Origin of the sequence: Aliikangiella coralliicola (assembly GCF_007004725.1) — a bacterium.
Lineage (GTDB): Bacteria > Pseudomonadota > Gammaproteobacteria > Enterobacterales > Kangiellaceae > Aliikangiella > Aliikangiella coralliicola.
This window is the reverse complement of record NZ_ML660162.1, coordinates 1-21,022: the sequence shown is the minus strand read 5'-3', so window position 1 is coordinate 21,022 and position 21,022 is coordinate 1. Positions and strand designations below refer to the sequence as shown.

The following is a 21,022-nucleotide window of genomic DNA, read 5'->3' as shown; positions in this document are numbered from 1 at the left end:
AAGGTATTCGATTGTTCAATTTTCGTCGTACTATTAACGATCTTGTTGCATCAAAAATTCTTGGAACTTAACCGTTTCAAGTGGTTTGCTGAAGTAAAACCCTTGGATTTCATCGCAGCTCGATTCAGTTAAAAAGTTGAGTTGGTGAGAATGTTCAACGCCTTCAGCCACGACTGTAAGTCCAAGTTCATGAGCCATGGAAACGATAGCCTGGCATAATGTAGACGCACGTTTATTATTGACAATTTTGTCGACAAAAATTTTGTCGATTTTTAACTTGTCGATAGGGAGTTGTCCCAAGTAAGCAAATGATGAATACCCGGTCCCGAAATCATCAATCGATAAAAGAATTCCAAGCTCTTTAAGTTCAGTTAATAGTGTTACCATTTCTGACGCATTTTCCATGACAACGCTTTCGGTGATTTCCAGTTCAATTCGGCTGGCAGATAGTTGATATCTTTGAAGGAGTTCTGATAGTCGTTCAGCCAGCGGTTGCCGAGTGAGCTGTCGAACTGAGATGTTAATCGCGATGGATAGTTCAGGATTTAGAATTTTATGCCAGACTGATAACTGCCGGCATGCCGTTTCGAGTATCCAGTCACCAACGGACTCAATAAGTCCGGTATCTTCAAGTATTGGGATAAACTCCGCTGGAGAAACCAGGCCGAGTTCTTTATTTTTCCAACGGAGCAGGACTTCGCAGCTATCACTTTGACCAGTCTTCATCGAAAGTTTTGGTTGATAAACGAGGTAAAATTCCTGGTTACGTAAAGCCTTGTGCAAGCAACTTTCTAGTTTGACTCGCTTGGTTATTTGCGACGCCATTTCAGGTTTAAATATTGAAACCGCATTTCTGCCACTGATTTTGGCGTTGTACATTGCAGTGTCAGCATAGCGGAGTAACGTAAAACTGTTGTTACTATCGCTAGGAGAAAAACTGATGCCTATTGAAAGACTGATGATAACATCTGTGTTATTGACACGTATCGTACGATTAAAATGGTCAAGTAGCGCGCGAGCCGTCTTAATGGCTTCATGCTCATGGTTGATGCCCGTTAAAATGATAGTAAATTCATCTCCGCCCAATCTCGACAGAAAAGCTTGCTTTGGTAAAAACTCTTTCATTTTCGAAGCGACTGCGATTAAGACGTCATCACCGAATTGGTGTCCCAGAGAGTCGTTAATATTTTTGAATCTATCTAAGTCGATAAAGAGCAAAGCCAATAATGACTGGGTGTCATTTGACTGTTGAATTAAGTTTGCCAGTTTTAGACCGAAGTGATGGCGATTCGGCAATTCGGTTAAAGTGTCAAAATTGGCGAGATGTCGCAGCTCCTCTTCAGCAATTTTTCTTTCGGTGATATTTTGTAATGTGCCTGTGACTCTTAATGCTTCGCCTGTTTTTGCGTCTCGCTTAGCAACTTCACCCTTATCTCTAATCCACAGCCACTCTTTAGATGGTGTTTGAATTCGAAATTCACAACTATACTGTTCGCTGGTTCCCTGGCGAATCGATTGAGTGGCCAGATTGAGTTGCTCTCTGTCTTCAGGATGAACCAAGTTTAAGAAAGCTCCCTCTCTTGATGGAAGTTGCTTTCGAGTGAGGCCCAGAAATGAGAGTCCCGCACGATACACCTGACCTGATGGAATATCCCAATCCCAAAGAACATTTTCAGATCCTTTTAAAGCGAGCTTCATTCTTTCTTCACTAAGCTTAATCGCTTTCATATAGGCGGTTTTTTGTTGAAACTTTCGCCATTGAGTAAAGCTGAATATTGCGATAATTAATGCCAATATAAGACTGTAAATCAGATAAGCCAGCGGTGAGTTCCAAGGTGCGGGATGAACTAATACCGGCAGCTTCAACGGTTTTACCAGGGTGTTATCAAGGTTGTTTTTTATTTCTAACAGATAGTTACCTGCAGGTAGGTGCATGTAAGTAATGGTGTTACTAGAGTCTGCATAGTGCCATTGCTGATTATAGCCGGTAAGCCGGTATTGATATTGGTAAAACTCAGGCGACGCATAATTCAAAGTGGCAAAGTTGACCGTCAGGCGTTCGTCATCATGTGCAAGGGTCAGCTGTGTTAGCTTATCGGGTGAGATTACATCTCGCCAATGATTACCTATCCCATAACCAGTAACAACCAGGGGAGATTCGGTTTTATTCAGAAAACTTTTGGTGAAGTTTGGATTGATTTTTGCTAATCCTTTATAACCTCCAAAATAAATATCACCGTCGTGGCTGGTAATCCCTGTGGAAATATTAAAGCTTCCCCGAGGCAGCCCATGACTGTAGTTAAACAGTTGGCTCGTTTCTGTTCTTATGTCAAAACGGATTACACCGCTCGCAGTCGCTAACCATAAGTGATCAGAAGCGTCACTCACTATCGACAAAATATAATCGTCCGCGAGTCCGTTTTTTCGAGTGAAACGCTTAAATTTTATTTTTTTATTTTCATGATCAAGCAGCAGTTTATTTAAGCCTGTGTCAGTAGCAACCCACCAGTTTCCTTGCTGATCTTGGGCGATATCAAAGACGTCAATTCCACTTAAACTCTCAGGATTTTCAGGACTGTAGTTATATTGGGTGGAGTCTCCGGTTTTTTTATTGACTTTCCATAGTCCCTGACTGCGTGTACCAAGCCACAGTTCATCCGATGAAGCATCTTTAATGACTAAAATAATTTTGGCGCCAACCCTTTTGCGCGACGGAGTTACTTTTAAATAATGCTCAAAATCATCGGTTTCCGGCAGGTATCGCATCAACCCTGAGTAGGAACCGATCCACAAATGATTTTCTTGATCTCGATGAAGTGATAGTACAGAGGAAGGCGCATTAGTTTGACCGTGATTGTCGGGATTGTAGAGCTTCGCTTTGTTTGTTCCATTCCAATGAATTAATCCGTCATAAGTGCCGATCCAGATACTATTTTCGTTTTCGATACTATGAGCTCGTGTGTTCATTTCCTGACGAGTATTTTTAATGCCTAATGCTTTTGTCAGAGAAGGTGTTAAGTCATAAAACTGAGACCGATCAGCCGATAATTTTCGAAATCCAGATGCGCAGGCAGATAAAAATAACTCACCGTTTTCCACTTCACTGACGTCACAGTAGTCGTCTCTAGAAGCCCCCGGTTTATCGATTTTAGTTGCTAATAAGCTCTCAAATCCTGAACGACTTAAGCTCGCTCTAAACGCACCGTTATCATAAGAAGCAATCCAGAGTTGCTGTTGACTATCGATTAGCAGGTTTCCCAAAGACATTGACCCAAGGCTATAAGGATCATTGTGATCCGTTGCATATTTCCTAAACCTTTGGGAAGATGTGTCGTAGTTAAATAATCCATTAACGTCTGATGTCAACCATAGTCTATTTTGAACGTCCCACTCCGCACCACGGATACCGGAAAGTTCAAGTGTCTCCGGAATTTTTATTTGAGAGTAGGTATCATCATCTCTGTTCCATCGAAAAATATCTCGCCGCCCCACCAGCCAGGTTTCTTCCCTGATTAAAATTCGGACCACCGACTTTTTATTTGGAGTCTGCCCAATTAAAGCGAGTTCGCCATCAAGATTATCAAGTGATAACCCATATATTTCGCCATCTGACGCGCTGGTCAAAATCATATTTTTTGTTTGGTCTAGAGTAACGGCAAACATCGCTGGATTTTTCGCTAACAAGTATTTTTTGATAAATTTTTGGCGCGAAAGCGAAAAAAGATACAAGCCGCGATCACTGGTTATCCAGATACCATCCTTCTGGTCATAAAGTACTTTGTTCGGTGTTAAAAATTGATTTTCGGAACCCCATTGAATACGAAAGCGTTTAAAGCTGCCGTTATCAAGTAGTTGATTGAGATAGCCATCGGAGGTTGTTGCCCAAAAGTTTTTTCTTGATGCAACAATGTTGTAAATCGTATTCGCTGATAAGCTGTTGAGGTCATCGGGGTCGTGATAGAAATGGACGAAATTTTTACCATCGTACCTTGTCAGACCCCGACTGCCGGCAAACCAGATAAACCCATGCTGATCTTGAGCGACTTCAAAAATTGCATCGCCTAATAGACCTTTGTCTCTGGAGAAATGTTGAAAGGACAACACGCTTTCTGCAGATGATGGTGGCAGTTTAATTATCAAGATGAGCAGTAAACACCATATCCACTGAATTGTCGCGGTGTGAAACTTCATCTTATCTGTTGTTTAGGCTAATCATGGTTTCCTTTGTTAGTTGACGGTGACCTCAATGTCGAATATCTCAAATTGAGTAGGTAAGAATAAGTAAAGCTCAATACGCGAATAATTGCAAAGGTGATTTAACCGTTGAAATTAAGGAATGTTGCATGTTTGTTCATTTCCAACTGAAAAACACACAGCTGTTTATCAAAACATGTGAGAGAGGTTAGTTCTCCACCGATCCGAAAGAAAACGATAGTAGGCAAACAGACTTTTGATAACCTCTTCAACTAAAATTACCAGGAGTAAAGAAGTTCCCGGATATCCCATCTTGCCGAGTAGGTAAGCTGCGGGAATGGCGATGAGCCACTGCGTTAAAAAGTCCAGTTTAAGACAGTAGTTTGCATCGCCTCCACTTCTTATTACACCGCTGATCAGGACAATGTTAAAGCTTTTCAGTATTATTGAGAAAATAGCGATGAGGTAAAAATCGTGAAAAAATTTTCTTGATAGATTTTGTTCACTAAACAATTCAAAAACTGAGTTTTCGAATATTAATAGTGCGGATACGATGCTCACCGTGACCAATGTTGAAAGAAAAAATGATGCTTTAGCAATTTCATAAGTTGAACGACGGTCATTGGCACCAATGCTTTTGCCAATTTCAATGCTTGTTGCAATTGACAACCCAAGGCAAAAACACAAAGCGATACTTTCTATTGGTGATATTATTGCCATCATATACATAGAATTTTCACTTGTACTGCTAATTAACGAATGAAGTATAAACGCGCCAACAGCCCATAACATGCTACCCGCACTTGAAGTCAGAGATTGATATAGAATGATTCGAATCTGCTTAATATTAATGCCTTGCAAACGAAAAAAAGCAGTTTTTCGGTAAACCAGAAATAGCGCAATTAATAGTGTTTCAAGTATGGCAGAGAAAAGTGTTCCATAAGCGGCTCCCATAATTCCCAAGTCATAATCTGTAATTAAATAATAGCTAATAATTAAATTAGTCAGAACGCCTAAGACACTCGCACTTGAAACGAATTTTACATGGCCCAGTATTCTCAGGTAGCCAGAAATAACACTACAGATAGCGAGGCAGAGAAACATGTAGTTAACGACTAAAAGGTAAGACTGCGTTAGTTCGATGATTTCATGTTTTGTGGTTGATAAATAGATCAAATACGCATTAGCGTAGTATATGCCGGCACAAATTAATAAACAAAAAACAAGACTTACGATCAGTAACAAAGTTGTACTTGAATGCAATTTATTTTTTTCATGAGTACACTGAGAGGTGACATAATGCCCTCCCGTTGAAACACCGACTAAAAAAATGCATATCATGGTACAAATTCGATTAGCGATGCCAATTGCCGATACATTATCCGCTCCCAAATCGCTAAGAAGAAAAACATCAATAATTGATTTGGAAGAGAATAACAATGTTTGAATGGCGATCGGAATTGACGCTGCCAATAAGATTTTGAATTGTGTGTTCATTGGTAAAGAGCCGGCCAGAAAGAGGAGGGAAAACCACCCGTCAATGAAAAATCTTGAATATTTTATTGGTTAATGAACTTCACAATTTTGCACGGGTTACCCGACACAATACAATTATCTGGAACGTCGGAAACTACGACACTTCCCGCACCGACAACCGCATTTTTTCCGATAGTCACGCCCTTAAGAATAATGACATTCATTCCAATCCATGCGCCGCTTTTTATTATTACGGGTTTGGCCGTGATCCGCTCAGCTTCGTCGGGCTCTCCTCGTCCGGTGACTGGATGACCACTACTATCCATAATGGTTACTTGTGGCCCGAAGGTAACATTATCTTCGATTTCAACTGATTGATAAGCGATAATAGCAGTTCCCTGAAGTACGACATTATTACCGATCTTTATTTTCCCTGCTGGTCTGTCATTAACTTTAACTGATGTTAGTTTGATTGGGCCATTGTGAAACGCGAGACGGTCGGCAGATTCAAGGTAACAAGAGCGACCGATTGAAATGACCTTTTCAAACATTGAACGCTCAATGCTGACATTTGAAATTTCAGCGTCGCAAACCCGAGTTAATGTGATGTCTGGTTTGCCACAAGGAACGCTGTTTTCGTCAATACTAAAACATCGAAGATCGTAAGGACTGTCCAGATCCAGATAAATATTTCTATATTCTGGCATTTGCATTAAGCCCTTGAGTTTGGTTTGACTGTGATAAGATATTAATCACTTTGTTAAGGGAATATTTCTCATTGTTCAAGTCAACCCCATAAAATGACGTTTGCCACAAATTATATTTCTTGTGAATTTTCTGTGCTGCGGTCTCAGATTCTTTGTTGTGATCTTCCACGTATTTCTTGTGTGGCCAGTGGAGAGAACAGATCGATTTATCGACGATATAACGATTGTTATTCATAAATAATCTGACGCCTAAATCAACATCTTCGCCGCCCCAGGTATTGAAAGATTCGTCAAAGAGACCTACTTTCATTAGTTCTTCTTTTTCTGCGGAAACATGACAAGTCCAGAAAATATCAAAAGGAGCAGGCCATGACGATATATTGAATCCAAATTCATCATACTGTTTTTGCCGAATATCACTTAAGCCACGTTGACTTAACTCTGCGATTGATTGATCAACAGTTTCAGGAGAAATAATCGCTAACATTTCATCAACCTGGTTGTTAGGAATTTCAAATCCGTAAACATAACCAATGCAAACCAACGGTGATGGCGAAAGTTCGTGCTGCCTTAAGTGGTTCTCTAGTGTTTTTGCTGCTAGCAGAACACCAGAGTCAATAAATACAATATATTGACCCTCCGCTGCAGTCACACCAATATTTCTGGCTTTTCCTGCTCTAAAGCCATTGTCAGGTTGCCAGTAATATCGAATGTTTATTTTCTTTGCAAAAGCATCACAAGTTTCACGGCAATTGTCAGTGCCTCCATCATCAACCACAATAACTTCGAACTCAGATTGAGCCAGCGTTTGATTTACGATGGATTGTAAAGTGTAAGAAAGTAGCTCGCTACGATTATAAGTAGGAATTACAACGCTTATTTTCATAATACAGTTCCTATTTAGGTGTTCCCTAAAATATATTTTAAAAGCTGATACTTCTTGCAATAACAACAGCTTTTATTACAAATTTTGAGCGGGAAGATTAGCAATGATTTATTGCAAAATTATTTAATTAAACAGTGTTTTGTTTTCTATTTTACGCGGAAGGTTTTTTACTCAAAATATCAATTTTTTATAACTGAAAAAAATTATTTTTTATATTTGATAGATAGCCGTTTTTTTTTGCGGCTGCTCGACAATTAATAACAATAAATTGACTTAAGAACTTTTTGTAGTAAAGAAATATTCAATGTTTTTGAATAAAAAATACCGAGATTTAGAAATGCTTAAGCAATATTTCTGTAGGTTTATTTTTCTTTGAACGCCAATCTTAATTTACTTTTCTATTCTTCTTTTGTTTAAGTTTGTTTGGCAAAAAAACGAATGAAATATATGCCTGCCTTGCCGTTAATGATTTGATTGATGTTAAAAATGTTCAAGAAATTTATATTTGAATCACACCTTTCGTTAATTTCTATTGCATAGGCACTTACATAATATAGTCGACTCTTTCAAAGGGAGTTGGTGTAAGAGCAAATGGTTAACTTTTAATCTGTGTTGCCCGGTTTCCAGTGGTAAGTGTCAATTTCATTGGTATGCGAATTGTTGACATTATTTTCATTTAGCTAAGTTATTGTCATTAATTGTTAATATTTCTGAAATACTTAAGCAACATCCAGCGGTTATGGTTTCACCGTTTTTTGAGATATGTAACGAAAAAATGTAATGAATTCGGAGAAGAAAGTGAAACCAATAAAAACAGTTGTTTCTCTGGCGGTTGCGTGTTTGCTTACTGCCTGTATTGATGATGGGGATGATGGTGCTAATGGAGTCGATGGTAGCAATGCGCTGGTGAAACAGACTGCACTTTTAGCTGGACATGATAATTGCTTTAACGGTGGTATTCAGATCGATTCGGGGATCGATACCAATGGTAATGCTGCGTTAGATAACAATGAAATTACTGCGACAGAATTTGTTTGTTCTCCTGCCATAAATAGTCATATCGCTAATTTAGTTGGCGAGAAAGTTACCTTTGATATTGATGAAAAATCGAGCACGCTAGCCACTGCGAGTTTTTCTGAAGGTGGTCGAACTGGAAATGATGTTGATTTGTCGATCGGATTTGGATCGGGTGCTTATCATCATCCCGGTGATCCCGCGAACGTATTTTACACGATTAGCGATCGTGGCCCTAACATCAAGTGCGGTGATACAGAGGATGTATTCGGTTTGGCTGCATTTTGCCTTAACGAAGGTAATGAAGTGGATGGAAAGATATTTCCTGTTCCTGAGTTTGCACCGAGTATTTATCAATGGGCATTGGTTGAAAATACAGCCGGTCAAAGACAAGCTCGGATCTTAAAAGTGATCTCACTAAAAGACAAAGACGGTAATGAGATAAGTGGTATTTCAAATCCTTTAACTTTTGAAGATGGTCAATCAAATACAGAAAATGCTTTTGCCAATGATGGTTCTAAACTTGAACTGGATCCCCAGGGATTGGATCCTGAAGCAATTGTTAAGTTGAGCGATGGAAGTTTCTGGATCGCTGAAGAATATGGCGTTTCAATATTACATGTTGCTGCAGACGGTCGAATTCTTAAGCGTATTGTGCCGCAGGGCGTTGAGTCTCAACTGGCTGACGCAAACTATGAAGTTGAAGGCGCATTACCGGCCATTTATTTTAAACGTAAACTCAATCGTGGTATTGAATCTATTGCCATATCGCCGGATGAAAATTTCCTTTATTTCATCATGCAAAGTCCATTACAAAATCCTGACTATCGTCAATCTCGTCACGTTCGAATTATGAAGTATGCACTTTCTGGTGGTGAGCTCGGCAGCGCAATGGGTGAATATGTCTATCAATTAGATCCGGCAGAGTCGTTCGGAGACGGTGAAAAGGGAGATAATGGAAAGGTTCAAAAGGACGTAAAAATTTCCGAAATGGTGGCGATAAACCAGGATGACCTCATCGTTTTAGAACGAATTAGTAAAACCACCAAGCTTTATCGGATTAACCTGGCAAGCGGCGTTAATATCCTTAATTCGCCAATCAGTCAAAATGGCGTGGTGGCAAAGGAAAGTGGTGCAGAAAAGTCACTAGAGGATGTACTTAATCTAGACGCTGTTAACGCTTCTTCGGTTCACAAATCATTGGTGTTCAATAGTCTGTTTGAGGCTGAAGATTTACCGAAGAAAATAGAAGGGATCGCCTGGTTAGATGCCAATCATGTTTTATTAATCAACGATAATGATTTTGGTATTGAGGGCGGGAAAACTGAAATCAACGTGCTTAACATTGGCGAACAGCTCACTCATGAGCAAGGCTATCTAGAACAGAAACCTGAGTTGAGTTTGATCGGTCGCTATCAAGCAAGCACTGATGGTGAAGGTGCAGCCGAAATTGTTCAGTATCATCAGGCCTCTCAGTCTGTATTTACCATTAACGGCGATCTGGGTAACCGAATTGAAGTGATTAGTGTAGCTGGGTTAACAGGTGAGCCTTTAACTGCGCCTTTGACGACTACAAACTTAAACGGTATCAGCTACGATTTACCATCAACGGTTTCGATTAATGGGCAGAATGTTGATATCTCGGATATCAACAGCATCGCTATTCATGAAAATAAACTTGCAGTTGCTGTTGCTCATAAAAACGATATTGAGGAAGCGGGTGTTGTGCTTTTTTACACGCTAAATAGCAATGGCGCTTTAGATGTCAACGATTACGCTTTGGTTCGTGTCGGCGTATTACCAGACAGTCTGGCTTTTACTCCTGATGGCAGCATGATTGTCGTGGCAGATGAAGGGGAAGCTGGAGATATTCCGGCTGATGATCAAAAAGGTTCTATTTCAATCATTGAAGTCATCAAGGGGACACCGGGCGCGACCGCGACCAAGCTGACTTTTGAGCAGTTTAATAATACCGATTTACCCGGCACAAACCAAAACCCGGAGGCAATTGATTTTGCCCACGCGGTAGAGCCGGAATACGTGGCGGTAGCGAGTGACTCCCAGACTGCTTATGTGACCTTGCAAGAGATGAATGCATTGGCGGTGGTTGACCTGAAGAGCAAATCAATAACCGGTGTTAAAGGGCTTGGATACAAAGACCATAGCCTGGCGCGTAATGCATTGGATGCGAGTGATAAAGACAACAAAGTTAATATTACCAGCTATGACAACTTGTACGGCATGTATCAGCCAGACACGATTGTTAGTTATCAGTTTAATGGGAAAACCTATTTATTAACGGCCAATGAAGGTGATGCTGGAGATGGATTCCAAGATGTGGACGAGCGTGTTGAGGATTTAACACTGGATCCAACTGCGTTTCCAAATGCTAGCGACTTACAGACTGATGATGCCCTTGGGCGATTAAAAGTCGTTCCCTATCTGGGCAAAGGAGAAGACGGCGAATATGAGTCTTTATTTGCATTTGGTGGGCGCTCATTTTCAATCTGGGACGAGAGTGGCAAGCTGGTTTTCGATAGTGGCGCTGATTTTGAAAAATTGACCGCTGGGCTTTACGGCGTTGACTTCAATAATGATGAAGATGAAAACGAAGCGGATACCCGTTCCGATGCAAAAGGCCCCGAGCCGGAAGCTCTTGCGGTTGGCAGAGTCGGAGAGCGTACATACGCATTCATTGGTTTTGAAAGAATGGGCGGGATCGCTATGTACGATATAACCAACCCATACGGTGTCCAATATGTGGATTATGTCAATAATCGAGATTTCACCAACATTGATAACGGTGACCTGGCGCCTGAAGGAATGGCTTTTGTTGAGGCAATGGATAGCCCTACTGGTTACCCATTATTAATTGTCGGTAACGAAATCAGCGGAACCGTTGCCGTTTATCAGGTTAATTAGCCTAAGTAACCTGAGATTGGGGTAAGTTGAATCAGATGGTCGATATTTATCGACCATCTGGTCATATTTGCCGCCTGCTGACACGTTTGTTTACAGTCTATTTTCACACCCGGGAATTGCTTAAAAGTTATTAAAAGGTTTATAGTGTGGTTTTTGCGTTATATTTGAGAGTCGGAAATGACCAACCGCCGAGACCTGATAAAACTGCTTGCCGCTGCCCCTTTATTATCCGCGATTCCTCGGGAAGTTATGGCGCTTGGCGAATTATCCGGTGGAGCAAAGCCTGTATCAAAGCCGATATTGCGAAAAATACCAACCTCAGGCGAGATGATCCCTTCTGTTGGGATGGGCTCTTATCAAACATTTAACATTTCAAACAGCTCTCCACAAAAAGAAAATTTATTGAAGGTTTTACAGGCGTTTTTTGAAGCTGGCGGTCAGTTGATCGATTCTTCCCCCATGTATGGGCGGTCTGAGTCTGTTATAGGAGAACTTGTTTCGCAAATTGCGCCGAAACCGGATTTTTTTGCCGCCAGCAAAGTGTGGACTTATGGTAAACAGGCGGGTATTGATGCCATTGGAGAAACCGAGCGTAGAATGCGAGTTACAGCGATGGATCTTATGCAGGTGCATAACCTGAGAGATTGGGAGATTCAGTTAAAAACGCTTTATCAAATGAAAGACGAAGGCAAGTTGCGTTATGCAGGGATCACTACGTCTTTTTTAGGCCAATATCAAGAATTTGAAGACGTGATGAGAGCGGAAAAGCTCGATTTTGTGCAGTTGAATTATAATATTAAGGTGCGAGAAGCGGAAAAAAGATTGCTTCCGTTAGCACAGGATAAGGGGATTGCCGTCATCGTTAATATGCCTTATGAAAAAGGTCGGTTGTTTAAGTTTGTTAAGGGAAAATCTTTGCCTGAGTGGTCGAAAGAGTTTGATTGCGAATCTTGGGGTCAGTTCTTTTTGAAGTTTATTTTATCTCATCCGGCGGTTACTTGTGCGATTCCTGCTACATCTAAAGTGCGGCACATGAAAGATAATATGCAGGCAATGCATGGTCGGCTGCCCGACCAGAAAATGCGCCAAAAAATGCTCACCTATTTTGAAAATATCTGATATCTCAAAAACTAGATGGTGGCTTTGAAAGTAAATGGCTGCTTTGAAAATGTAAATCTCTCTGAAGTTGACGGTTAGTTCAGTTGAATTTAGTTGGCTTCAGGCTCACTATAAAAAGAAGTTATGGGTAAAATTAAGCCAACCTAAAAGAGTTAGTATAAAATTGTTGGCTAGGGCGTGTTTGCCTTTCATTGTTTGGGATTGCCGAAGTCATTTTTTTGTCCAGCAAGGCAAAAGAAGAGTTATGTAGTCATTCTACAGCATCAGCTTTTAACGCGGCTGGGCGAAAAAATGGCTCGGCCCTTCGGGGTGTGGCTAAAATTTCGTCACTCTTCGTTGTTTGTCGCTCATTTAGAATGACTAAACGACGCTTCGCACGCCTTGATTGACAAAATTTTAGCCGCAACAATCTCAAACAATGAAAGGCAAACACGCCCTAATTTTTTCAAAAATACTAAAACTTTGGTTAGTGATACAACCTGCTTTATTGGTTGGCAGAATTAACTTGGAATTTATCCAGAAAGTTTTCAATAACGCTGATAGCGTGTTAACCAGGATCGGCAGATCATTGGTATCGAATAAAATAAAAAAGGGTAAGCAATGAAATATCATCTCGAGTATCCCGAGCTCGCCAACGCGCTTTATTTTGCGCTTAAACAAGATGCGTTTTATCAAACAATGGAAGCGTCAGTGGTTGGGGATAAAGCGGCAAGGAAGTCTGCAATGTTAGGCTACATGGATTTTTCTATTCTTGAAGCTCAGAAATATGGAGAATGCTTCGTTCCAGAAAAACAAAATTATGGCGTCTCTATCTGGGGAAAACCGCTTCAACCCGAGGAATTGGCGACTAAGCATCGACTTAAGAAAAACTTTATCACTCAGCATATGGGAAGTCGCAGTTTTGAAGTTTATCAAAATATATGCCAGTTTATGTCTAGCAAATCTGCGGAACTCATCGCTGATAATGCCTGGTATCTTTCAATCATCGGTATTTTACCGGAGTTTCAAGGGCAGGGGCTGGGGCCGGGTTTGATTGAAAGTGTGTTGAACAAAACTGATGCGTTAGGTGTTTCTACTTACCTGGAAACATTTACTTCAAGAAACAAAGCATTTTATTTCAGACTAGGCTATGAGGTTGTCGGCAATTTTACTGAACCAAACACCGAGGCTGAATATTGGTTATTACAGCGTCAGCCAGTTTCCTTGAGTGAAAGTTAAAACTCATTAAGAAATCTCCTGATCTTCTGAATATTAGAAAAGTAATAGAAACCAGGTGAAGTAAAATGACAAATATTCAATTAGAAAATAAAGCCATTGATACGCTAATTGCCGATTTTTTTAGCGTCTTTGACAATCGTTCCGGTCAGGTTCCTGATTTAAATAAACTTCGAAAGTTGATGATTCCAGAGGCGTTGATCATTAAAAACTGTGATTCAAATACAGAGGTATTTAACATAGACGCTTTTATTAAACCTAGAGAAATACTATTAACTAGCGGTGAGTTAGTTGAGTTTTTCGAAGAAGAAGTTTCTGCAAAAACGGATATTTTCGGTGATATTGCCCAGCGGTTTTGTGTTTATAAAAAATCAGGAGAAACGAAAGGCGAAACGTTTGAAATTTATGGAAAGAAAACTATTCAGTTAATCAAAGTAGGCGAAAAGTGGATGATTACATCGGTTGCCTGGACTGATGAAACCGAAAATTTAAAAATTGAAACGAGTTTTCGAAAGTGAAATCAAATGGTCATGAATCGAGATAGAGCAGATATGGAATTATGGAACTCCCAGTAATTAATCCTGAAGTTAGTTCCGCAGTAAAAAACTTTCCACCGGAAGCAAAAGAAGCATTTTTTGAGCTTCGTGAATTAGTTTATTCTGCCGCCGCAGATAATAAAAAGATAGGCGTTTTACATGAGACACTTAAATGGAGGGAGCCATCTTACCTGACCCAACAAAGTAAAAGCGGCACAACGATCAGAATTGCCTGGAATAAAAAGTACCCAGATTCAATTGGAATTTATTTGAATTGCAAAACGACATTGGTCGAAAATATCAGAACGCTATTTCCTGATGATTTTCAGTTTGAAGGTAATCGAGGTTTGATTTTAAATTTATCACGCCCATTGCCTGTAGATGCTATTTTATGTTGCTTTGAGATGGCGTTAACTTATCATTTGAAAGCGAAGAAATAGATTGCTTTTGTTATCCAAGGTAACGCGAAGCCAAACTAAAATGGTGTTTCCCGATTTTATCCCGAACGAAGGTTACTGATTTTTAGTTCCGATTATTTAGCGATGTCCTCGGTTGAAGAGGGGCTACTTTCTTTTTTACTATCATCATATTCATCAACATCTGAAGCGCCAATTCTGCCAATTCCAGGTAGTTCAATCGCTAAATCCAGCAAGTCAAACTCAAAGTTTAAACCTAGAATATTAAGCTCCAGTCCTTCTTCTGTTCCGAGGGTGATTCCTAATAACCCCCACAGTGAAGCTTGTACCCCTGAGCCACTTGCGGACATGCCGACAACATCTTTAATTTCGCGATAATCTTTGCCGATGGCAGTGGAAGGTAAGTCCAATCCTAGTTCTGGTACCTGGCGACCAATATACGCGGTAAAAGTATTGCTGTTGGGGCCTGGCCAGGCGTGATAATTATCTTTATATGGATAGTCTTCAACAGCTTTGATCACATCAGGAATTAAGCGGGCGGCTTTATCACCACGAATATCTAACAGTAACTCCGGTTGATGACCCCACCAATCTTTATCGGGGCGATTATTTCTTTGACGCAGGGCTGTGCCGCCGCGCCGCAGCCGCCATCCGATAATTTCATAGGAGGTGTATTCGTCGGCGCCTTCTGGCTTGACACTAATCCAGGTATGAACTGAGACAAATTTTTTGGCTCCCCAGGTTCGAGCTGCGTACACCTGAATGACGGCGTCGTTGAATTCATTTCCTTTTGGCGCGAAGGTCCCAACGGTTTTTTTGTCGTTAATGGCACAGCTAACCATCAGGGTTGATAACAAAGAGAGTGCCAGATAGATTTTAATAAATTTAAGTAATTTTTTTAGGTACTTCATTTTCGAATATTTTGTCTTTCGGTTTCTTAAATCTGCATAAAATTAGTAAACGGATTTTATTGCTTGCTTGATGAGCTTATATCTCACCGTTTGTATTTCCTGGACGGCGATTACTCAGTGTTGTTACGTTAGCAGCAAAGCCATTGACGGTTTGGCCACGACTTATCCTACAATTAAATGTCCGTTGTGGCAGAATATTTGCGTTGATTCGAGTTTTTTTCCTGTTAAGTAACCTGAACTCGGGATAAGACCAACCATCCAGCACAAGTCTTTTAGCGGCTCTCTGCGTTGAATTTGCTACTAATAGCTGGCTATTACCACTCAAACTCGCCTTGATATCCGCTAAAAGACTTGCACTGGCCGATTTTCCGCCTCGCCTTTTACTGCCTGTCTTTAACGATATGTTAGTAATGTCTTAAAATCTAAACGTTTTCTGGCTGTTCTTATCCCGAGTTCAGGTTAAGTAGAAATTTTTTCGGCCTTCCATGCTTTGAGCACTTTTGCTTCCTTTTCTGCGCTGAGTCCAGCTCTTAACTGAGTCTGCCGACTTGAAGGCAGAGTAATAAACCAGTTATAACAATCTTTAACCACGGTTTCGATTGGGCGCTGCTTTAAGCCATTAGCATATGCTTTTACAGAACTCATAGAGCCTGCACCAGCGTAATTATCTTTCGCGGGAAGCCACACAGGCATTTCTTGCCAGGGAGCAACTTCGTGCTTTTCCAGAAAAGGCGTAGGAACCCATACAAGTTTGGCTTCTGGATTGAGCGTATTAACGCAAGCTTCAAGTAATTGTCTGATAGTGATATCACCACCGTTGGTTTGAGCATTATAAGTGCCCGTCACTCGGTGTTCCAAACAATGAACCATCCACTCTCCGAGATCTCTGACGTCGATATATTGAATAAAGTCTGAGCCGTCTCCTGGCGCGAGCACTTCACCACCTTTTCTGATCCTGATTGGCCAATAGGTAAAGCGATCGGTTTTATCACCTGGCCCAACGATAAGTCCTGGCCGAATCACAGAGACGTTTCCGGGCATGTGTTTTTCCGCTGCTTTTTCACAAAGCGCTTTTAGCGGACCATAAGTCCTACCCGTTACTTTTTCTGTGGTGGGATCATCAATCGTTCCAACCGGCGTTGATTCGTCCATACCCGGCTTTGGCCAGTTTGCATATACGGAAATAGTTGATACGAATAAATATTGCTTAATATTTTTTTTCAAAACCTCCATCGCCATATTGATTGAGCGAGGATAGTACGCAGACGTATCGATAACCGCATCCCATTTTCGATTCGCGAGCTTTTTGACATCATCGGTATTTCTATCGCCGATAATGGTCTCCAATTGTTTAAATAATCCTGGATTTGTTCGGCCGCGATTAAACAGGGTGACCTTGTGACCTCTTAATAACGCAGCTCTAACGGTGTGCGGTCCCAAAAAACCGGTTCCACCCATTATCAGAATATTCAAACTTTTGCGTGGCGCTTGATTTTTCTCATTGGCGCTCAGCACTGTTGATAGTGGTAATGTCGCAGCAGCGATGCTTGAGAGGGTCGCGTTTTTAATAAAGTCACGTCTATTACTCATCTACTTTTTCCTCGCCAGTAAATTGATTTGAATGGCTTTCATGTTCCGCAATTCGATTCGCCTGTTTTCCCAGATAAATCGCCAGGAGTGACCAAAAGGCTGCGATTGGCACAACTAGAAGCGCAATGCTGCCAATTCCGAGTTGAATAGCTGTCAGCCCTTTTTGAGTGATTGCACCGATAGCATCACCACCGCGATAGACAAAAGTATCAACAAAGCTTTTGGCCTTATATTTTTGTTCCTGCGGTAAAATTGTAAATAGAATTTCCCTCGCCGGTTTGAATAAGCCATAGTTTAATGAGCGCCTGGTCGCTTGAAAAATAATTAGTACAGCGAGAGTCGGTGCAATGCTTAAGGCGACAAAACCACTTAATGTTAACAGGGGCAATCCTAATAAAATAAATCCTATTCCAAATTTCATCAGTAGCTGACGAGAGATAAATAACTGTAAGGCTAAAGTCGCAGCGTTTGACCAAATATCTATGTTGGCAAAAATCTGTGTTCTTTCTGTTGAGCTTTCAGTGGCGGCGGCGACTAGTTGTCCTTGTTGAAAATATAAAAATGTAGAAGTAATTCCATAACAGAAAATGTAACCTGCGATACCTAGAATGTAAGGTGACGAGATTGCAAAGCGAATACCAGATGTCCACTGAGATAATTTTGAAGCGCTATTTTTGTCAATCTTCCATTTTGTTAAACTTTCGCCGAGCCTTGCGGGAGTCTGCGGGTAGCTATCAAACTCCTGATCAATTTTTTTCATCACTCTGGCCGCAACCTCAAAAAGTATCGCCGATACTAGCAAAAGATAAGTTTGCCCTAGTAAGTCGATAAATTGTTGAGCAATGGTACTGCCGAATATGGCACCGATGGTTCCGCCGATAGCAATGCTGGGAAAAAGCCGCTTACTATTTTTAAAAGAAATTCCATCGGACATAAATCCCCAGAAAAGTGAAATAATTAACATGTTCATAACACTTAACCAGACATAAAAAATAACGCCCACATAAAACAGATTTTCTGCTGAAACCACACTTAGCAAAGTAAAAAATAATAACAGGCAAATGATGATAAATCGGTAAACAATGGGAATAAATTCACTTCGCTTATATTTAGAAACAAGGCCGCCGATCACGGGAGCCAATAACAGCATTGTTACCATAGTACCGAGAAATAAATACGGAAGATCATCAGCGCTGCGCGAAATTCCCATGGTTTCTCTAATTGGTCTTAATACGTAGTAAGCGCAAAGCAACAGGAAAAAATAAATCGCAGATAATGAGACAATGCGAAATTCCTGTTTTTCCAGGTCAAAAAGTTGCCGTATTGGTTGTGGCATCTTCATGGCAAGTGGTCTTGGTTATAATTATTAGTTAATTGAGCCTACCAAGTGAGGGGAAATGGCACAAGCTATGGTTGTAAATTGATGTTTCGAATCAAGATATAGCGTTGGGAGTAGTGATATTCTTGTGAAAATCAGGAGCCCAGAGGGCTCCTCACCGAGGGAAATAATTATTCTGCCGGAATAACTGTGGAAGCAACCTCACCGAAGCCAATACGCTTGGCGCCTTCTTTCTGACACCAACCACGCATAATTATCGTATCACCGTCTTCCAGGAAAGTTCTTGTTTCACCGTTGTCCAGGGTTATTGACTCTTTTCCGCCACGGCTCAATTCCAGCAAAGAGCCGGCTTCTTCGTGTTCTGGTCCAGATTGAGTGCCGCTACCGAACATATCACCTGGGCGGAGATTACAGCCATTGACGGAGTGGTGCGCGACCATTTGCGCGACTGTCCAGTAAGAATGGCGGAAGTTTGACAGTGAAAGATGACTGGCAGGCTCGCCCGCTTCTTTCATCTTCGGCGTTTCCAGTTGAACTTCTAACTGTACATCGAAGCCGCCTTTATCCCTGTTATGGGCCGAATCCAGGTATGGAAGCGGTTGAGGATCTGCTTCATCGCGAGTCCAATTGGTTCTAAATGGTGCCAGGGCCTCGGTGGTAACAATCCAGGGGGAAACTGTAGAAGCAAAGTTTTTCGCCAGGAATGGGCCCAGTGGCTGGTATTCCCATGCCTGAATGTCTCGGGCTGACCAATCGTTGAATAAGCACATGCCAAAAACGTGGTCTTCGGCATTATCTAATGAGATAGCTTCGCCGAGCTCGTTACCTTTACCAATGTAAATACCAACTTCCATTTCGTAATCAAGTCGTTTACAGGGCGCTAAACCTGGTTCTGTTGCATCCGGTGCTTTTAACTGACCCTTTGGACGTTTAAAAGTTTGGCCCGATACATCAATCGAGGATGAGCGTCCGTGGTATCCGATCGGAACCCATTTGTAGTTCGGCAATAAAGGGTTATCTGGACGGAATAGCTTACCAACAGCGGTCGCGTGGTAGATTGAAGTATAAAAATCAGTGTAATCGCCGATGTGGCAAGGCAACGAGTATTCCACATCGTCTTGATTGATTAAACATGTAGATAATTTTGCCTGAGACTCTGAGCCAGTTCTTAAAGCTCTTGAGAGGGACAGCCGAAGTGCAGACCAGGCTTCTTTGCCCATGTCCATAAATGCATTCAGTTCGTTCGCATCGCAGGCTTGCAAAGCATCCTGAGCCAGTCCAGAAAAAATACCGGAAGCTTTTACTGCTGATAAATCGAGAACCTCATCGCCAATTGCAACACCGCCTCGAAAGTTTTCATTTGAACCGGCTCGTCGAAAAATGGCGAATGGGAGGTTTTGTATTGGAAAGTCAGTATTTTCCTGGTTGGCCGATTCAACCCAACTGATTAAGCTGGGATCGTGAGTTTCATTTAGCATTGTTTAAAAGACTCCTGATTATTTTTTGCTGAGCTGTTTTGATTGGCAAAACGGGCATCTATGCTGATTGTCTGATTTATTCGTTTAACGGTAATTTCAGTGCAAAATCGTTACGGATTGCGAAATAGTATAGCAGGCCAGTATTATATCAATGATCATCAAAAAGGCTAATTGAGACTTGGTTATCTTAATATATTATTTTGATTGAGTTTATCCTAATAATTGTATTTGATAAGACTTAGCCAGCGCTATGGCTTGTTGTGAGTCAAATAGCTTGAGTCCGGCATTGGTGAAGGTTTTAAGCTGTGTTTCATCCGGGAATGTATAGTAAGACGGAACCCCGGTTTGAGTGCTAGATTTCGGAGCTTTGCCCTTTGCGACCTTGCCGACAGCGTTAACCATTGAGCGACAGCCGGAACGATATAGCTTTAACACATTCTCCAGATAGGTTTCTTCGAGATTGAGCGCCATTGGTGAACGCTCGATTATTGGTCCGGCGTCTATAGCCGCACTGTCAATATAATGAAGCGTGGTTCCGTAATTTCTCTCGCCATTATACATCGCCCAAAACGTCGCCATGACGCCCTGGTATTCGGGTAGTAATCCAGAGTGTAAGTTCAGCACGCCAAATTTTGGAATTGAGATGGCTTGTTCCTTGAGGATTTTCCCAAATCTGATGGATAAAATTAAATCGGGTTCAGTGTCCTTCAATTTTTCCAATCCACTTGGCTCGTTTATATCATTTAGAGTTTCAATTGGATTTCCTGTTGATTCTGCTAACCCATCAAATGTTAAAAGCTGAGCAGGGACAAATTGTTCTGGTGTATTGTACGACGATTGCATGTCGATCGAAGGAAACACAATCTCATTAAAAAGTTGTTGTTCGAAAAATTTTAGATCAATCAGGGCTTGTGGCGTTTCGGTGGAAGCACTTCCGACATTATCAGAAAGAAAAATTCTTAACCGATGAACAGCTAAATCTGAAACCAGGTAGTTGAGCGCAATATTGCTAGCGAGATCTCTGTTGGCAAGAATCGTTATTTTCATCAATATTTTTTTCCAGTTGATTTTGATGAATAAAAATATCATCTCATGAAGAGAATAGAAAGCGCTTTAAAAAAACAGTTAAGAAAAAACAATAAAGTGAATTTTTTTCGGATAATAATTTTTAGTTTGTTAATCTTTTTGTGAGATAGTGGTGGTGAGTTTGCTCACATTT

General features: G+C 41.0%; 14 protein-coding genes. 5 read left to right on the top strand and 9 right to left on the bottom strand.

Translation table 11 applies throughout. From position 1 onward, the window contains the following. Nucleotides 1-33: 33 nt before the first annotated feature. The 4 genes from FLL46_RS06110 to FLL46_RS06095 all read right to left on the bottom strand — a co-directional run bounded on the left by FLL46_RS06110 (nucleotide 34) and on the right by FLL46_RS06095 (nucleotide 7,263). The gene (locus FLL46_RS06110) at nucleotides 34-4,191 is read right to left on the bottom strand and encodes an EAL domain-containing protein (protein ID WP_142892607.1); all 4,158 of its coding nucleotides are present in this window, start codon (nucleotides 4,189-4,191) and stop codon (nucleotides 34-36) included. A gap of 192 nt (nucleotides 4,192-4,383) precedes the next feature. Further along, the gene (locus FLL46_RS06105; RefSeq protein WP_142892606.1) at nucleotides 4,384-5,691 is read right to left on the bottom strand and encodes an MATE family efflux transporter; all 1,308 of its coding nucleotides are present in this window, start codon (nucleotides 5,689-5,691) and stop codon (nucleotides 4,384-4,386) included. 62 nt (nucleotides 5,692-5,753) lie between these two features. Next, nucleotides 5,754-6,377, bottom strand: a complete 624-nt coding sequence (locus FLL46_RS27805) for an acyltransferase (protein ID WP_281281945.1) — start codon at nucleotides 6,375-6,377, stop codon at nucleotides 5,754-5,756. After that, entirely contained in the window at nucleotides 6,364-7,263 is a 900-nt protein-coding gene (locus tag FLL46_RS06095) for a glycosyltransferase (RefSeq protein WP_210418610.1), read from the bottom strand. Before FLL46_RS06095 ends, FLL46_RS27805 begins: the two co-directional genes overlap by 14 nt. Nucleotides 7,264-8,061: 798 nt before the next feature. Between FLL46_RS06095 and FLL46_RS06090 the strand changes: the two genes are divergently transcribed. The 5 genes from FLL46_RS06090 (at nucleotide 8,062) to FLL46_RS06070 (ending at nucleotide 14,509) form a co-directional block, all read left to right on the top strand. Then, on the top strand, nucleotides 8,062-11,199 hold the full coding sequence (locus FLL46_RS06090; protein ID WP_168204072.1) for a choice-of-anchor I family protein: 3,138 nt from the start codon (nucleotides 8,062-8,064) through the stop codon (nucleotides 11,197-11,199). A 177-nt stretch (nucleotides 11,200-11,376) separates the two neighbouring features. Continuing rightward, the gene (locus FLL46_RS06085) at nucleotides 11,377-12,318 is read left to right on the top strand and encodes an aldo/keto reductase (RefSeq protein WP_142892604.1); all 942 of its coding nucleotides are present in this window, start codon (nucleotides 11,377-11,379) and stop codon (nucleotides 12,316-12,318) included. A gap of 600 nt (nucleotides 12,319-12,918) precedes the next feature. Continuing rightward, on the top strand, nucleotides 12,919-13,536 hold the full coding sequence (locus FLL46_RS06080) for a GNAT family N-acetyltransferase (protein ID WP_142892603.1): 618 nt from the start codon (nucleotides 12,919-12,921) through the stop codon (nucleotides 13,534-13,536). A 65-nt stretch (nucleotides 13,537-13,601) separates the two neighbouring features. Continuing rightward, complete coding sequence (locus FLL46_RS06075) at nucleotides 13,602-14,051, top strand: nuclear transport factor 2 family protein (protein ID WP_142892602.1); 450 nt, start codon at nucleotides 13,602-13,604, stop codon at nucleotides 14,049-14,051. A gap of 41 nt (nucleotides 14,052-14,092) precedes the next feature. Further along, complete coding sequence (locus tag FLL46_RS06070) at nucleotides 14,093-14,509, top strand: DUF1801 domain-containing protein (protein ID WP_142892601.1); 417 nt, start codon at nucleotides 14,093-14,095, stop codon at nucleotides 14,507-14,509. A 92-nt stretch (nucleotides 14,510-14,601) separates the two neighbouring features. On the opposite strand, the gene FLL46_RS06065 is transcribed toward FLL46_RS06070, so the two are convergent. The 5 genes from FLL46_RS06065 to FLL46_RS06045 form a co-directional block, all read right to left on the bottom strand. Beyond that, a complete protein-coding gene (locus FLL46_RS06065; protein ID WP_142892600.1) occupies nucleotides 14,602-15,396 on the bottom strand; it encodes a DUF3750 domain-containing protein in 795 nt (264 codons plus the stop codon). 459 nt (nucleotides 15,397-15,855) lie between these two features. Next, complete coding sequence (locus FLL46_RS06060) at nucleotides 15,856-16,986, bottom strand: SDR family oxidoreductase (RefSeq protein ID WP_142892599.1); 1,131 nt, start codon at nucleotides 16,984-16,986, stop codon at nucleotides 15,856-15,858. Continuing rightward, on the bottom strand, nucleotides 16,979-18,328 hold the full coding sequence (locus FLL46_RS06055) for an NTP/NDP exchange transporter (RefSeq protein ID WP_142892598.1): 1,350 nt from the start codon (nucleotides 18,326-18,328) through the stop codon (nucleotides 16,979-16,981). Before FLL46_RS06055 ends, FLL46_RS06060 begins: the two co-directional genes overlap by 8 nt. A gap of 167 nt (nucleotides 18,329-18,495) precedes the next feature. Further along, nucleotides 18,496-19,803: a fumarylacetoacetase gene (gene fahA / locus FLL46_RS06050; protein ID WP_142892597.1), complete on the bottom strand. Its 1,308-nt coding sequence runs from the start codon at nucleotides 19,801-19,803 to the stop codon at nucleotides 18,496-18,498. Nucleotides 19,804-20,013: 210 nt separating this feature from the next. Next, entirely contained in the window at nucleotides 20,014-20,850 is an 837-nt protein-coding gene (locus FLL46_RS06045; protein ID WP_168204071.1) for a formyl transferase, read from the bottom strand. Nucleotides 20,851-21,022 lie beyond the last annotated feature (172 nt).

Coding starts and splice junctions, on each gene's coding strand:
- FLL46_RS06060 (WP_142892599.1), bottom strand. CDS start 16,986: ATGAGTAATAGACGTGACTTTATTAAAAACGCGACCCTCTCAAGCATC.
- FLL46_RS06075 (WP_142892602.1), top strand. CDS start 13,602: ATGACAAATATTCAATTAGAAAATAAAGCCATTGATACGCTAATTGCC.
- FLL46_RS06045 (WP_168204071.1), bottom strand. CDS start 20,850: ATGAAAATAACGATTCTTGCCAACAGAGATCTCGCTAGCAATATTGCG.
- FLL46_RS06080 (WP_142892603.1), top strand. CDS start 12,919: ATGAAATATCATCTCGAGTATCCCGAGCTCGCCAACGCGCTTTATTTT.
- FLL46_RS06105 (WP_142892606.1), bottom strand. CDS start 5,691: ATGAACACACAATTCAAAATCTTATTGGCAGCGTCAATTCCGATCGCC.
- FLL46_RS27805 (WP_281281945.1), bottom strand. CDS start 6,377: ATGCCAGAATATAGAAATATTTATCTGGATCTGGACAGTCCTTACGAT.
- FLL46_RS06110 (WP_142892607.1), bottom strand. CDS start 4,191: ATGAAGTTTCACACCGCGACAATTCAGTGGATATGGTGTTTACTGCTC.
- FLL46_RS06095 (WP_210418610.1), bottom strand. CDS start 7,263: ATGAAAATAAGCGTTGTAATTCCTACTTATAATCGTAGCGAGCTACTT.
- FLL46_RS06085 (WP_142892604.1), top strand. CDS start 11,377: ATGACCAACCGCCGAGACCTGATAAAACTGCTTGCCGCTGCCCCTTTA.
- FLL46_RS06070 (WP_142892601.1), top strand. CDS start 14,093: ATGGAACTCCCAGTAATTAATCCTGAAGTTAGTTCCGCAGTAAAAAAC.
- FLL46_RS06055 (WP_142892598.1), bottom strand. CDS start 18,328: ATGAAGATGCCACAACCAATACGGCAACTTTTTGACCTGGAAAAACAG.
- fahA (WP_142892597.1), bottom strand. CDS start 19,803: ATGCTAAATGAAACTCACGATCCCAGCTTAATCAGTTGGGTTGAATCG.
- FLL46_RS06065 (WP_142892600.1), bottom strand. CDS start 15,396: ATGAAGTACCTAAAAAAATTACTTAAATTTATTAAAATCTATCTGGCA.